Below are 13,152 nucleotides of genomic sequence, written 5' to 3'. Positions count from 1 at the left end.
GGCGTCAGTGCGTCCGAAGCGTTGCGTCTCTTATTTGAGGGGAAATCCCCTCGGTTCATGCAGGCGGATTAGTTGGCGTATCGCCCACCATTCTCGTAGACATGCGGGTGGGGTGCTGAATAGTTACAAATTTTTTACCTATGTTTTGGCGATGTGTCCCTGCAGGATCAATTTGCCGGCCCCTTTCAACTCGGCCAGAGCCTTGTTGGCGGCAATCGCTTGCTTGAGCACCGCCCTGGTTTCCAACTCCACTGGGGGCGGTAGCAACGGCAGGTCGTTGTAAGGCTTTTGCGGGTCGAAGGGCATAGTCAGTGCTCTCGGATGGTGGAAATGAAGCGTTGGGAGACGACAATTTTTTCGAGATAGGTCGGGGCGAGGGAGTTCATGGTTAAATCCCTTCCGTAACCAGCACTTCTTCCCCCAGCATATCGACGATCTTCACCGCGACCGTGGTTTTTCCCTCCGGCGCGGGGAGGGTGTAGGCGCCGTCGATCAGGTCGGTTTTCTTGGCCGGCACGTCGGCGAGCACCACGTTGAAAACCGCGCCGTCATACGCGGTGTCGACCATCACGCAGTCGATCTGGCTGCGCCAGTCGGCGATTTTGGCCTTGAACAGGGGCGTGTCCATGTCGAGGCGCTTGAGGATGGTCGGACTGATGAAGTTCTCGATGGTGACGGTAATGGAGTCGCCGGCGCGGGCGATGGCGACCTTGGCCGCGGCCGGTTCGTGCTTGATGAAGTTGCCGTATTTCTCGTCGGTGCGCAGTTCGATGACTTCGATTTTGTTAACGGTTTCCGCCCCCTTGCGCAGGCGGTTCCAATCTTCGATCCAGGTGCGGGCGGCCAGCTCGATGCCGAGACAAACGAAGACGACGGTGTTCTCCAACTCCGGCCGGGCCTCCAGTTCCCGTTTCAGTTCCTCCAGATCGAGGGGGGAGAGGGGATGTTCGAAGGGGACGATCTTGACCAGCTTTTTGCCGAGTTTGCCGTCGAAGAATGGTGGGAGCTCAAAATCCAAAAAGGGAATAATCAAGGTCCAATATAGTAATTGGATGATTCAATGTGGTAATAACTAGGCATCGGTTGCCCCATTGAATTTATTCGTTACCGCTTTAAGCTTGCGCCACTTAGCATACTTTCCCTTGCTCAGGTTTTCAATTTTCTCTTCATTTCGCAGCGTTACAAGTACGTGCCGAATCATGTCCCGGCTGACCAATGGGCACGCTCGCTCCAGATCCGCAATACCGAAGTCGGCAACCATCCCGTCGATGGCGTTCAATACCATGTCGGTTTTGCTCCCCACGCCGCTGGAGATTCGGCCGAAACGCCCTTCGAATTCGCGATAGGCGGCCAGAATGGTGCCGAGCAGATATTCGGTCCAGGGGAGGATGTCGTGTCTTCCTTCGTGCCAGCCCTGAGAGGCGACGTAGAGGGTATCGTAATACGATTCCTTGCTCTGCTCGACGATTCGCTCCAGGCTGATGTAACGCCCCACTTCGTAGCCGTTCTGATAGAGCAGCAGCACCGTCAGCAGCCGGGCCATGCGGCCGTTGCCGTCAAGAAAGGGGTGGATGCAGAGAAAATCGAGCACGTAGAAAGGGATGAGCAGCAGCGGGTCCCACTCCTGCCTCCGGGTCAGTTCGTTGTAACGGTCATGTAGAACACGCATGGCTTCGGCGGTCTGGTGCGGTGCGACCGGGACGAAGCGGACATGTTTATTTCCGTCAGGCAGGATTTCGGTAATTTCGTTGGCGACCGATTTCCAGCGCCCACCTTCCTTGCCCGCATATTTCATCAAGTCGCGGTGCAGTTGCAGGACGACGTTATCGGAAAAGGGGATGTGGTCGTAACTGGCATGAATGGTATTCAGAACGTCGCGATAACCGGCGATCTCGGCCTCCGAGCGGTTGGCGGGGGCGGTTTTCTCGGCCACCAGCGCCCGCAGACGTTTTTCGTCGGCGACGATCCCCTCCAACCGGTTGGAAGATTCGGTGCTCTGGATCATCGCGACCCGGCGTAGGTTTTCCAGCATCTCCGGGGCCTGCTGTTTGTACAGCTCCTGTTTCCCCTTGTGTTCTCCGATCTGGCGGATGGTGGAAACAAGGCGCTGGGGGACGACGATTTTTTCGACATAGATCGGGGCGAGGGAGTTCATGGTTAAATCCCTTCCGTAACCAGCACTTCTTCCCCCAGCATATCGACGATCTTCACCGCGACCGTGGTTTTTCCCTCCGGCGCGGGGAGGGTGTAGGCGCCGTCGATCAGGTCGGTTTTCTTGGCCGGCACGTCGGCGAGCACCACGTTGAAAACCGCGCCGTCATACGCGGTGTCGACCATCACGCAGTCGATCTGGCTGCGCCAGTCGGCGATTTTGGCCTTGAACAGGGGCGTGTCCATGTCGAGGCGCTTGAGGATGGTCGGACTGATGAAGTCCTCGATGGTGACGGTAATGGAGTCGCCGGCGCGGGCGATGGCGACCTTGGCCGCGGCCGGTTCGTGCTTGATGAAGTTGCCGTATTTCTCGTCGGTGCGCAGTTCGATGACTTCGATTTTGTTAACGGTTTCCGCCCCCTTGCGCAGGCGGTTCCAATCTTCGATCCAGGTGCGGGCGGCCAGTTCGATGCCGAGACAAACGAAGACGACAGTGTTTTCCAACTCGGGGCGCGCTTCGAGTTCCCGTTTCAGTTCCTCAAGATCGAGGGGGGAAAGAGGATGCTCGAAGGGGACGATCTTGACCAACTTTTTGCCGAGCTTGCCGTCGAAGAAGCTGTCGGAGGGCAGACGTTCGACGCCGACATGCTCGCAGGCGAGCTGAATCGCCTCGTTGCGCTGGATTTTCAGGTCGTAGTCATTGACCCGCCAGACGGTGAAGGATAACTGCGTCGGCGCGGGCGCGGCTCCCTCGCCGCTCTCCATCCCCGGCAACCGTAGGGGCGATTCATGAATCGCCCTGGCTTGTTCCACCATGATCCCCTGTAACCGCTTGGCCGTGGTCTGGATCGCCCCCTTGTTGATGTCGCAGCCGATCCAGCGGCGGCCGAGTTTCTGGGCCACGGCGGCGGTGGTGCCGGAGCCGATGAAACAGTCGAGAATCAAATCCCCTGGCCTTGTTGAAGCATGGATAATTCGGCAAAGCAAATCGTTGTTTTTTTCGGTCGGGTAAATGCTGTAGATAGGGTCCTTCATGGTCCAAACGTCCTGTACCCGACGATTCCCTTGATCCTCAGCATATAAAATAAGCCTTGGATTTCCTGTGGAGGACCATTCGATTCGCCCATCATCATCAAATTTATCAAGCATCTCGGGGACATATGCCCAATGTCGGCCAGGCGGGGGTTTTATGCCTCGCCAAGGTTCACCAGTCGGCCCTTTTCGCTCACCGGAAGCATGGAGGGCAACGGTCGTGTACTTTTTCCCATCCTCAGTTGTTTTTCCAAAAAGCCTCTCCATGTCTTCGGAGTCAAGTTCTTCAACTTGATCATTCCATGTGTTGTTTTGACCTTTAGCATAGAAAAAAACAATATCATGGATGTTTCCAAATGCCGTTCGTTCGAAGTTCTTGGGGTTACACTTTATCCGACTGATTTGATTTCTGAAGGAATCTGAGCCAAAGATTTCATCAAGTATGCATCTGAGATGATGCTGCTTTCGCTGGTCGCAGTGCAAATAAATCGACCCATCCTCCGCCAGCAACTCCCTCAACAGCATCAGCCGCTCATACATGAACTGCAAATAGTTGTCGTTGGCCCAGATGTCGGTGTACTGAATCTGCTCGCCGAGGGCGTAGCTCTCCCCGTCGATCTTGGCGGTGGCCGCGCCGCCGCGCAGTTGCACCTTGCGCACGTAGTCGGCGCCGGAGTCGAAAGGCGGGTCGATGTAGATGAGCTTGACCTTGCCGCGAAAGCCGTTGGCCAGCAGGTGCCCCAGCACCTCCTTGTTGTCGCCGTGAAAGAGCAGGCCGCCCTGGGGGTAGGCGGCGGGCCAATCTTTCCAGACGGGCGATTCATGAATCGCCCCTACGTCTGCGGGGGAGAACGTCTCCACATGCTGCGCGGGAAAGGCGGTCACGCTGCGCAACGGCCGTTTCCCCACCCAGGTCAGCATCGGGCGGCCCTTGGCGGCGGCGATTTTGATCTCTTTTTTCTCACTCATGATTTCCCTCGGTCACAAACGCCTTGGCCTTGGCCACTTCGTCGCGCGGCGGCTCGTTGTCGGCAAAAATGATCTGGTATTTCAACCGCGCGGGGTTCAGATCGACCCAGCGCGTCATCGCCATCGCCTTGCGCCCTTCCTTGCTCACCGCCCTGCCGCTTCTCAGCTCGTCGTTGACGGTCGTTTCCCACTGCGCATTCTTGATCTCCACGATCAGGCACTTGCCCGGCTGCTTCCCTTTCCCTTTCAGGCGGATGAGGAAATCGGGGAAGTAGTTGCGCCAGTGCCCCTTGTCATCCTTGTACTCCACGAAAAAATCCGTCTTGCCGGGGTCGGTGAGCCCGCCGATAAAGTAGATGTCCTCGACCTCGTCGGGATGTGCCTCGATATGCGGCAGCAGGTGATCGGCGAAAAAGCTCTTTTCGGGGTTGGAGTCAAAGTTGTACGGGTCGTAATGGTAGCCGAAATTCCCGTCGGGCCAGGGACTCAACAGATGCCCTTTGTCTTTGGGAATGCGAATTTCGGCGGTGTAGATCACCGCGCCGTCCGCCGTTTCCTCCCGCGTGAAGCCCTCCGGCTTGATGAGCGCCAGCGCCTTTTCGACCTTGGTTTCCTTCACTTCGTAGGCGCAGACCTGTTGCTCGATCTGTCGGCAAAGCTCGGCGAGATGGGCCGTCGGCACGTCGCCGCCGTCGCCGTAAAGCCGTTTCAGTTCGGCGTGCAGCGGCCACGGGTCGAGGCGATACCATTCGGCGAGCTTGGCGGCGGCCGTGTACAGATCTTCGCCGTCTGGCTCGGTGGCGATGGTGACGCCCTCGCCGATCTGCCGCAGCACCGCCGTCGTCGCCTGCTGCCTGGCGATGTCGAACCGCGCCAGGGTCAGACTTTGTTCCTTGGTTGCAGTCGGCATATTCAAAGACAAGGGCGATTCGCCAATCGCCCCTACGCGGGTGACGGTGCGCAAGGTCTGTTCGATCACCAGCGGCGGCAGCTGGGCCTTGCGTACCCGCAGGGTGACGGTCAGGGTCTCGCCGCCGGCATGGGAAAGTTCGTCCAGGGTTTCGCCGTAGGTTTCCCGCAACTGCTTGTCGAGCACGGCGCGGTTGTCCATCGAAAGATAAATACGGGCCTTGGCGTTGTTGCCGGGAACCTCGCGCAGGCAGCGGGTCGCGGCTTGAAGCACGAAATTGTTGGAGTTTTTCAGTTTGCGGGCGAGGGCGCAGGCGAACAGGCTGGGGCAGTTCCAGCCCTCGGTCCCCTTGTTGACCAGCAGGATGACCCGGTGCGGGCTGTGCGGGTCGTTGAGCCGGTTGAAGGCGTCGATTTCATCCTTGCTCGAAGCGGAGGTGTTGCGCAACACGACGGCGGGTGATTGTCCGGCCAGGGTCAGCGCCGCTTCGATGGCGGGGCGCAGTTCTTCGAGATCGTCGGTCTGGGGAAAATAGAGCGCCAGCTTGGCCGGGGCGCCGTTGGGGAGCGCGACCTCGCCGTAGTCGGTAAAAAAATCCTTGACCACCTCGGCGATGAATTTGTCGGCGTTGCCGGCGTCGAAGCTGTAGGCGTGGATGTTGCCCGAAACGTCCTTGAGAATGCGATCCCTGATCCCCTCGGAAAGTCCGTACCAGGTGACGACGTCCTTGAGGGGCTGTTTCTGGTAATAGGGGGTGCCGGTGGTGTTGACGACGCAGATCAGGTTGGGGCTGTTGTGGTGCAGGTAATCGACGGTTTTGCGGACCTTTTTCAACTCCTCGCCCATGGCCTGGCCGTAGGTGTGGTGGGCTTCGTCGGAAAAAACCGCGAGATGCGGCAGGCTGGCGATGGTCTGCAAGCGCAGGTTGGCATCCTCGGAAAGCTGCTTTTCCTTTTCCATAAGCTGCAACTGGGTCCAGCCCTTGCCGGCGCGCACGGTCGGCTTCTGAATCCGGATTTTTTCGGTGTTGGTGACGACGATGTTGAAATTCGAGTTGCGGATGACCGGAATGTCCTTGGCCCCGTCCGGGGTGAAGGTCAGCTTGACCGAGGCGGCGAACCCCTTGAAAAAACGCGGCGGAAGGATTTTGTCGAAGGGGATTTCAGCCAATTCCCGCAACGACTCGATGATGGTCTTCCCCGGCGCGAAGACCAGGGCATTTTCGACAAAGGCATCTTTCAGATCGTCGCCGGTGGTCGGATATTCCAGCGCCATGGCGAATTCGGTGGCGATGATCGCCCCGACCAGGATGGTTTTCCCGGCGCCCATGGCCAGCGCCAGGATGTAGCTGGGATATTCCAGGGTCAGGGTTTCGCGCAGGGCTTCAAGCTTGAAATCCTTGACGAACCGGTCGTCGGTTTTGATGCGCGCAAGCAGCGGCTCGACGTCGTAGTCGGCTTCTTCAAAGGCTTTTTGCGGAATCCCCAGCGCTTTGATTAAATCCGCCTTTTTCCGGTAGCCGGCTTTGTAGAGGTCAAGAATATGCGGCGTCTTCTCGACCAGTCGCAGATGCCAGTAGACCTCCAGCGCCCGGAACTGCGGCGGGCGCAGGAAACGCAAGTTCCGGCCCGAATCGTCGGCGGTCTGAAATTGCAGAATCTCGCCGATGGCCGGGAATTTCTCGCAGGGATAACCGGCTTCGCGCCAGAGACGGACGTTATCGGCGAGCAATTGGTAGAGGTGGGTCATGAGTGATCCGTGAACCGGGGTGCGGTTACCATGGGGGCAAGCAAACGAACCGCCCATCCGAATGAGGCCGGACGGGCGGTTCGTGTTTATCGCATGATAAAGCTCATCTCTCCCCCGACGTTAATCGTGAAAACAGCATGAAAACATGCCGCATTCAAGCCTTTCCACCGGGGAAAGTCAAGACGTATCCCGGGGTTGAATCAGGCTCCGGTTTTCGGCCCGCCGTTCATCATCATGGCGAATTGGAGCAGTTGCTGCAGATCCATGCCGCTTTCCTTGAGGATGCCGAGAAAGACGGGGAAAAGCTGCATGAGAAAGGCGGGATCCTTGACCGCGTCGCCGGCGAGGGGGGTGAGGGTTTCGAGCATGAAGGTTTTTTTCTGCTCGGGGTCGAGGGCGAGGACGGCGGTTTTGAGTTCTTCGACGGTCATTGGGACTCCGAAAGTCAGTGATTGGTGATGGGTTGCTGGTGATTGGTCAGGATTTCAAGGCGATGCGGAAGACGTCGGTGTATTCGGCGGCGAAATGAACTTCGATCCCTTCGCGCAGGTAATCGGGGAGTTCTTCGAAGTCCTTGCGGTTGCCTTCGGGGAAGATCAGGGTCGTAAGCCCGGCGCGGCGGGCGGCGATCGTCTTTTCCTTGACCCCGCCGATGGGCAGCACCCGGCCGGTGAGGGTCAGCTCGCCGGTCATGCCGAGGCGCTTTTTCACCGGCTGGCCGGTGATCATCGAGAGCAGCGCGGTGGTCATGGTCACCCCGGCCGAGGGGCCGTCCTTGGGCGTGGCGCCGGCCGGGACGTGGAGATGAACGAAGTGGGTGTCGAAGTAGTCTTCGGCGGTGCCGTACTCCTTGAGATGGGCCATGACATAGGAATAGGCGATCTCCGAGCTTTCGACCATGACCTTGCCAAGCTGGCCGGTCTGCTTAAAGCCCTTGCCCTTGCTCGGCATGGCGGTCGCCTCAATCTGCAACGTCGCGCCGCCCATGCTGGTCCAGGCCAGGCCGGTGACGACGCCGGGGACGTTCTCGAAAACCTCGTCGGCGACAAAGACCGGTTTGCCGAGGTAGGTTTCGACCTCCTTCTTGCCGATGACAATATTCTCGCTACGGCCGCCGGCGAACTCCATTGCCGCCTTGCGCATGATCTTCTTGATGCGGTTCTCCAGGCTGCGCACCCCGGCCTCGCGGGCGTAGCCGTCGATGATGGTCACCAGCGCCTCCTTGCGGATGCTCACCTGCCCTTTTTGCAGGCCGTGGTTCTTGAGGGCCTTGGGGATCAGGTAGCGCTTGGCGATCTCTATCTTCTCCTCAAGGATGTACCCCGACAGGCGGATCAGCTCCATGCGGTCGAGGAGCGGCGCCGGGATGGTGTCGAGTTGGTTGGCCGTAGCGACGAAAAGGACGTTGGAAAGATCGAAGGGGACATCCAGATAGTGATCGCGGAAACTGCCGTTCTGCTCGGGGTCGAGCACCTCCAACAGGGCCGAGGCCGGATCTCCCTGATAGCTGGCGCCGATCTTGTCGATTTCGTCGAGCATCAGCACCGGGTTGGCGGTGCCGGCGCTCTTCATCGCTTGGATGAATTTGCCCGGCATGGCGCCGATGTAGGTGCGGCGGTGTCCCTTGATCTCCGCTTCGTCGCGCATGCCGCCCAACGAGAAGCGGTAGAACTGCCGGCCGAGGGCATCGGCGATGCTCTTGCCGACCGAGGTCTTGCCGACACCGGGGGGGCCGACCAGGCAGAGGATCGAGCCGGAGATGTCGCCTTTGAGCTTGCCGACGGCGATGAATTCGAGGATGCGCTCCTTGACGTCGTCGAGACCGTAGTGGTCGCGGTCGAGCATTTTACGCGCCCGGTCGAGCTTGTAGCTGTCCTTGCTGAACTTGCCCCAGGGGAGGATGGTCAGCCACTCGAGATAGTTGCGCGAGACGTTGTATTCCGGCGACGACGGCTCGATCAGTTGCAGCTTTTCCAGTTCGTCGTCCACTGCCTTCTGCGCCTCGGCATTGAGCTTGAGTCCTTCCAGCCGCTGCTGAAACTTTTCGATCTCGGTCGTCTTCCCTTCCTTTTCCAGCCCCAGTTCCTTCTTGATCTCCTTGAGCTGGGCCTTGAGGAAGAACTCCCGCTGCTGGGCCGAAACCTTCTCCTCGATCTGCTTGGTGATCTTGGTCTGCAGGCGCGAAACCTCCAGTTCTTTTTTCAACGCCACCAGCACCCGGTCGATGCGCCGGCGCACGTCGAAGGTTTCGAGAATTCCCTGCAATTCCTGGCCATCGGCGGAAGTCAGGTTGGCGGCGAAATCGGCCAGTCGCCCGGGATCGTTCATGCTGGAGCGGTTGAGAAAGAGCTTGATCTCCTCCGAGTAGAGGGGATTGATCTGCACCAGCTCCTTGAGGGTGGCGATGATCGCCATGGAATAGGCCTTGAGCTCGGGATTGACCGACAGCTCAGCGCCGTAGTGGTAGCGCGCTCGGGCGAAGAGCCCTTCGGGGGTCTCGGTCAGCTCTTCGATGGAGAAGCGTTCCAGGCAGTTGATGAGAAAATGGATGCTGTCGTCGTCGGTATGGATGACCTTGACGATCTTGCCGACCACGCCGATTTTGTGCAGGTTCTCCGGCGTGTCCTCCCGCTCCAGGTCGCGCACCATGACCAGCCCCAAGGCCTGGGACGGACTCTCCAGGGCCTTCTTCACCGCCTGGACCTGATGGGGGCCGGTGGCCGCCATGGGGATCAGCAGGCTGGGGAAGGCCGGCCGCGGCCGCAAGGGCAGGATCGGCAGGGCAGCCGGAAGAATGTCGGCGGCCAGCACCAGCTCGGAAGGCTGGGGGGAAGGGTCAGGGATTTCGGGATTCTCTTCGTTTTCGACTGGTTCGTCTTTATCTTCTGCCATGGATAAGTCCGCTCCTTAATTTTCCAGTGTTCGCCGCAAGCTAATCATTCCGGCGGGGTTTGTCAACCGGGCGAGTCGTCGATAGGGTTTGGCGATCGGCTCTGTCTGTGAAATAATGCCCGCCGCCATCCACTTGAATCCACCGGGAGACTTTCATGACCGACCAGCCCAAACGTCTTTATCTCATCGACGGCTCCAGTTATATCTATCGCGCCTACTTCGCCATCCGCCATCTTTCCAATTCCAAGGGCTTCGCCACCAACGCCGTTCTTGGTTTCATTAACATGCTGCTCAAGGTGGTGCGCGAGCATGCGCCCGACCATCTGGCGGTAGTCTTCGACGCCAAGGGGCCGACCTTCCGCAAGGAGCTTTATCCCGAGTACAAGGCCAACCGCACGGCGATGCCCGAGGATCTGGTGCCGCAGATCCCCTACATCAAGGAGGTGGTGCGGGCCTTCAATATGCCGGCGATCGAGAAGGCGGGCTATGAGGCGGACGACATCATCGCGACCCTGGCGAAAAAGTTCGCCGCCGAGGGCCTGGAGATCACCGTCGTCACCGGCGACAAGGACCTGATGCAGATCGTCAGCGACCGCATTCGCCTGCTCGACACCATGAAGGATAAGGTCTCCGGTCCAGCGGAGGTGGCGGAGCGTTTCGGCGGCACGCCGGACAAGGTCATCGAGGTGCAAGCCCTGGCCGGGGACAGCTCCGACAATATTCCCGGGGTGCCGGGGATCGGTGAGAAGACGGCGGTCAAACTCATCCGCGAATTCGGCACGGTGGAGAATCTGCTGGAGCGCAGCGCCGAGGTGAAGGGGAAGATGGGGGAGAAGCTGCGGCAGTTCGCCGAACAGGCGCGGCTGTCGAAGCAACTGGTGACCCTGGTCGATGATCTGCCTCTGGAGCTCGATTATTCGAGCTTCGCCTTTTCCGAACCGAACCGTGAGGCGCTGACCGCCCTCTTCAAGGAACTGGAATTCCACAAGCTCATCCAGGAATTCTCTACGGAAACCCGCGCCGACGGCAGTGGTTACCGAGGGGTGCTGGATGCGGCCGGACTCGACGAACTGACAGCCGAACTGCGCCGCGCCGGACGTTTCGCCTTCGACACCGAGACGACCAGTCTCGACGCGGTGCGCGCCGATCTGGTCGGCCTCTCCTTTTCGATCAAGGAGAAAGAGGCCTGGTACCTCCCCGTCGGCCATCGCTACCTGGGCGCCCCTGAACAGCTCGACTCCAAACACGTGCTGGAAGCGCTGCGGCCGCTGCTCGAAGATCCCGCATTGTTCAAGATTGGCCAGAACCTCAAGTACGACCTGCTCGTGCTGCGTCGGGCCGGGATCGAAGTCAAAGGACCGTTTTTCGACACCATGATTGCCTCCTATCTGGCCCAGCCCGCCGCCAAGAGCCACGGCATGGATGCTCTGGCCAGCGACCTGCTCGGGCACAAGACCGTCAGTTACGCCGAGGTGGCGGGCAGCGGCAAGAAGCAGATCGGCTTCGCCGAGGTCGAGGTGGAAAAAGCCATCCACTACGCCGCCGAGGATGCCGACATCACCCTGCGTCTGGAGGCAGTGCTCGAACCCAAGTTGAAGGAAATGGAACAGCGCCGGCTTTTCGATGAGGTGGAAATGCCGCTGGTCGAGGTGCTGACGGACATGGAATGGGCCGGCATCCGCATCGACAGCGACTTTCTCGGGGCGCTGTCGAAAGAGATGGAAGGGAAACTTTCGGCCCTGGAACGGGAGATTTACGAACTGGCGGGCGGCCCCTTCAATATCGCCTCGCCCAAGCAGCTCGGCGAGGTGCTTTTTGAGCGGCTGAAACTTCCCAAGGGGAAGAAGACCAAGACCGGCTGGTCCACCGACGTCGAGGTCTTGAGTGCCCTGGCCGAGCAGAATCCCGTGGCGGCGCGCATCCTTGAACACCGCTCGTTGGCCAAGCTCAAGAATACCTACTGCGACGCTCTGCCGAAGCTGGTCAACCCCGATAGCGGGCGCATCCACACCAGTTTCAACCAGGCGGTGACCGCCACCGGCCGGCTCTCTTCCAGCGAGCCGAACCTGCAGAACATCCCGATCCGCACCGAGGAGGGGGGGCGCATCCGCGAGGCCTTCATCCCCGCCGAGGGGAATGTGCTTCTCGCCGCCGACTACTCGCAGATCGAGCTGCGTATTCTTGCCCATCTGGCCGACGAGGCGGTGCTCAAGGAGAGCTTCGCCCAGGGGGAGGACATTCATAAACGCACCGCCAGCGAAGTCTTCGGCGTCTTCCCTGAGATGGTAACGAGCGAAATGCGTCGTCAGGCCAAGACCATCAACTTTGGGGTGATCTACGGCATGGGCGCCTTCAGCCTCGGCAAGGACCTCGGTATCCCGACCCGCGAGGCGCAAGTCTTCATCGACAACTACTTCGCGCGCTATCCCGGCATCAAGACCTTCATGGAGAGCAAGAAGGAGGAGGCTCGCGCGAAACAGTACGTCACCACGTTGCTCGGTCGGCGCTGCGCCGTTCCCGAAATCGCCAGCAGCAACGGCGCGATTCGCTCTTATGCCGAACGCAACGCCATCAACTACCCGATTCAGGGCTCGGCCGCCGACATCGTCAAGGTCGCCATGGTCCGTATCCACCGGCGGCTTACGGAGGAAGGACTACAGACGCGGATGGTGCTGCAGGTGCATGACGAACTGGTTTTCGACGTGCCGGAAGTCGAGCTGGAGCGGGTGCGGGAACTGGTGCGGAGCGAGATGGAAGGGGCGGTGGCGCTGAGCGTGCCGCTGCTGGTCGACATCGGCGTCGGCGCCAACTGGCGCCAGGCCCATTAGCAAGGGTCCGAATGGGCGAAATAATCCCTTGACAGACAGGGTTTATGCCGTCTAATTTTCATGTCGGCCCCCGCTCCGAAGAGGATGGAAACGATGCAAAAAGTTCTCATGATCGACGATGATCAATTGTTTCTCGACTATATCGAGGACTATGTCCGCGAGCGCTATCCGGCGCTGGAGTTCAGTACCTGTCTCGATCCGATCCGCGGCCTGGCAGCGATTCACGAGGGGCTGGCGCTGCTGCTGCTTGACCTGGAGATGCCGGGGCTCGACGGCCGCAAAATGCTTGGCTACGCCGTGGCCAAAGGGGTCGGCCGCAACCGGATTATCATTCTTTCCGGGCGGGACGCCGAATATCTGCACAAACAGTTTCCCATGGGCAGTTGTCTGGCGGTGCTGAACAAGCATGAGATGCGACAGAAAGCCGTTCTCGACATGATTTTCAGTTCCTTGCACGAAAAGTGCGCCAATTCGGTTGAACAAACCCGGCAAGCGGCTCAAGTCTGATTTTCCCCCCGGTCACAAAGCTGTTCCCCGGAGTTTTCCCGCCAAGTTTCTATCCGTCTTTTATGTTAGAATAGCGTGGTTCCGCCAAGGACTCGGTGGATAAGCCATCAACCT

At 59.4% G+C, this 13,152-nt stretch carries 9 protein-coding genes; 2 read left to right on the top strand and 7 right to left on the bottom strand.

Translation table 11 applies throughout. From position 1 onward, the window contains the following. Positions 1–138: 138 nt before the first annotated feature. The 7 genes from BQ4888_RS17300 to lon all read right to left on the bottom strand — a co-directional run bounded on the left by BQ4888_RS17300 (position 139) and on the right by lon (position 9,703). The gene (locus BQ4888_RS17300; protein ID WP_205748049.1) at positions 139–306 is read right to left on the bottom strand and encodes a hypothetical protein; all 168 of its coding nucleotides are present in this window, start codon (positions 304–306) and stop codon (positions 139–141) included. Positions 307–388: 82 nt separating this feature from the next. Further along, positions 389–1,018, bottom strand: a complete 630-nt coding sequence (locus tag BQ4888_RS05550; RefSeq protein ID WP_140396594.1) for a hypothetical protein — start codon at positions 1,016–1,018, stop codon at positions 389–391. 54 nt (positions 1,019–1,072) lie between these two features. Beyond that, entirely contained in the window at positions 1,073–2,155 is a 1,083-nt protein-coding gene (locus BQ4888_RS05545) for a Fic family protein (protein WP_092054734.1), read from the bottom strand. Positions 2,156–2,157: 2 nt separating this feature from the next. Then, entirely contained in the window at positions 2,158–4,152 is a 1,995-nt protein-coding gene (locus BQ4888_RS05540) for a site-specific DNA-methyltransferase (RefSeq protein ID WP_092054731.1), read from the bottom strand. Further along, on the bottom strand, positions 4,145–6,811 hold the full coding sequence (locus BQ4888_RS05535; RefSeq protein ID WP_092054728.1) for a DEAD/DEAH box helicase family protein: 2,667 nt from the start codon (positions 6,809–6,811) through the stop codon (positions 4,145–4,147). Before BQ4888_RS05535 ends, BQ4888_RS05540 begins: the two co-directional genes overlap by 8 nt. 200 nt (positions 6,812–7,011) lie before the next feature. Then, a complete protein-coding gene (locus tag BQ4888_RS05530; protein ID WP_092054726.1) occupies positions 7,012–7,242 on the bottom strand; it encodes a hypothetical protein in 231 nt (76 codons plus the stop codon). A 46-nt stretch (positions 7,243–7,288) separates the two neighbouring features. Continuing rightward, positions 7,289–9,703: an endopeptidase La gene (gene lon, locus BQ4888_RS05525; protein ID WP_092054723.1), complete on the bottom strand. Its 2,415-nt coding sequence runs from the start codon at positions 9,701–9,703 to the stop codon at positions 7,289–7,291. A gap of 155 nt (positions 9,704–9,858) precedes the next feature. On the opposite strand from lon, the gene polA reads away from it, so the two are divergent. Continuing rightward, positions 9,859–12,531, top strand: a complete 2,673-nt coding sequence (gene polA, locus BQ4888_RS05520) for a DNA polymerase I (RefSeq protein ID WP_092054720.1) — start codon at positions 9,859–9,861, stop codon at positions 12,529–12,531. A 93-nt stretch (positions 12,532–12,624) separates the two neighbouring features. Further along, positions 12,625–13,038 carry a response regulator gene (locus BQ4888_RS05515; RefSeq protein ID WP_092054717.1) on the top strand — a complete coding sequence of 138 codons (414 nt, stop codon included), beginning with the start codon at positions 12,625–12,627 and terminating at the stop codon, positions 13,036–13,038. The last annotated feature ends 114 nt before the right edge of the window (positions 13,039–13,152 follow it).

Origin of the sequence: Desulfuromonas acetexigens, from assembly GCF_900111775.1 — a bacterium.
GTDB classification, from domain to species: Bacteria; Desulfobacterota; Desulfuromonadia; order Desulfuromonadales; family Trichloromonadaceae; genus Trichloromonas; species Trichloromonas acetexigens.
Note: the sequence above shows the minus strand (reverse complement) of the source record. Positions and strands in the feature narration are given on the sequence as shown.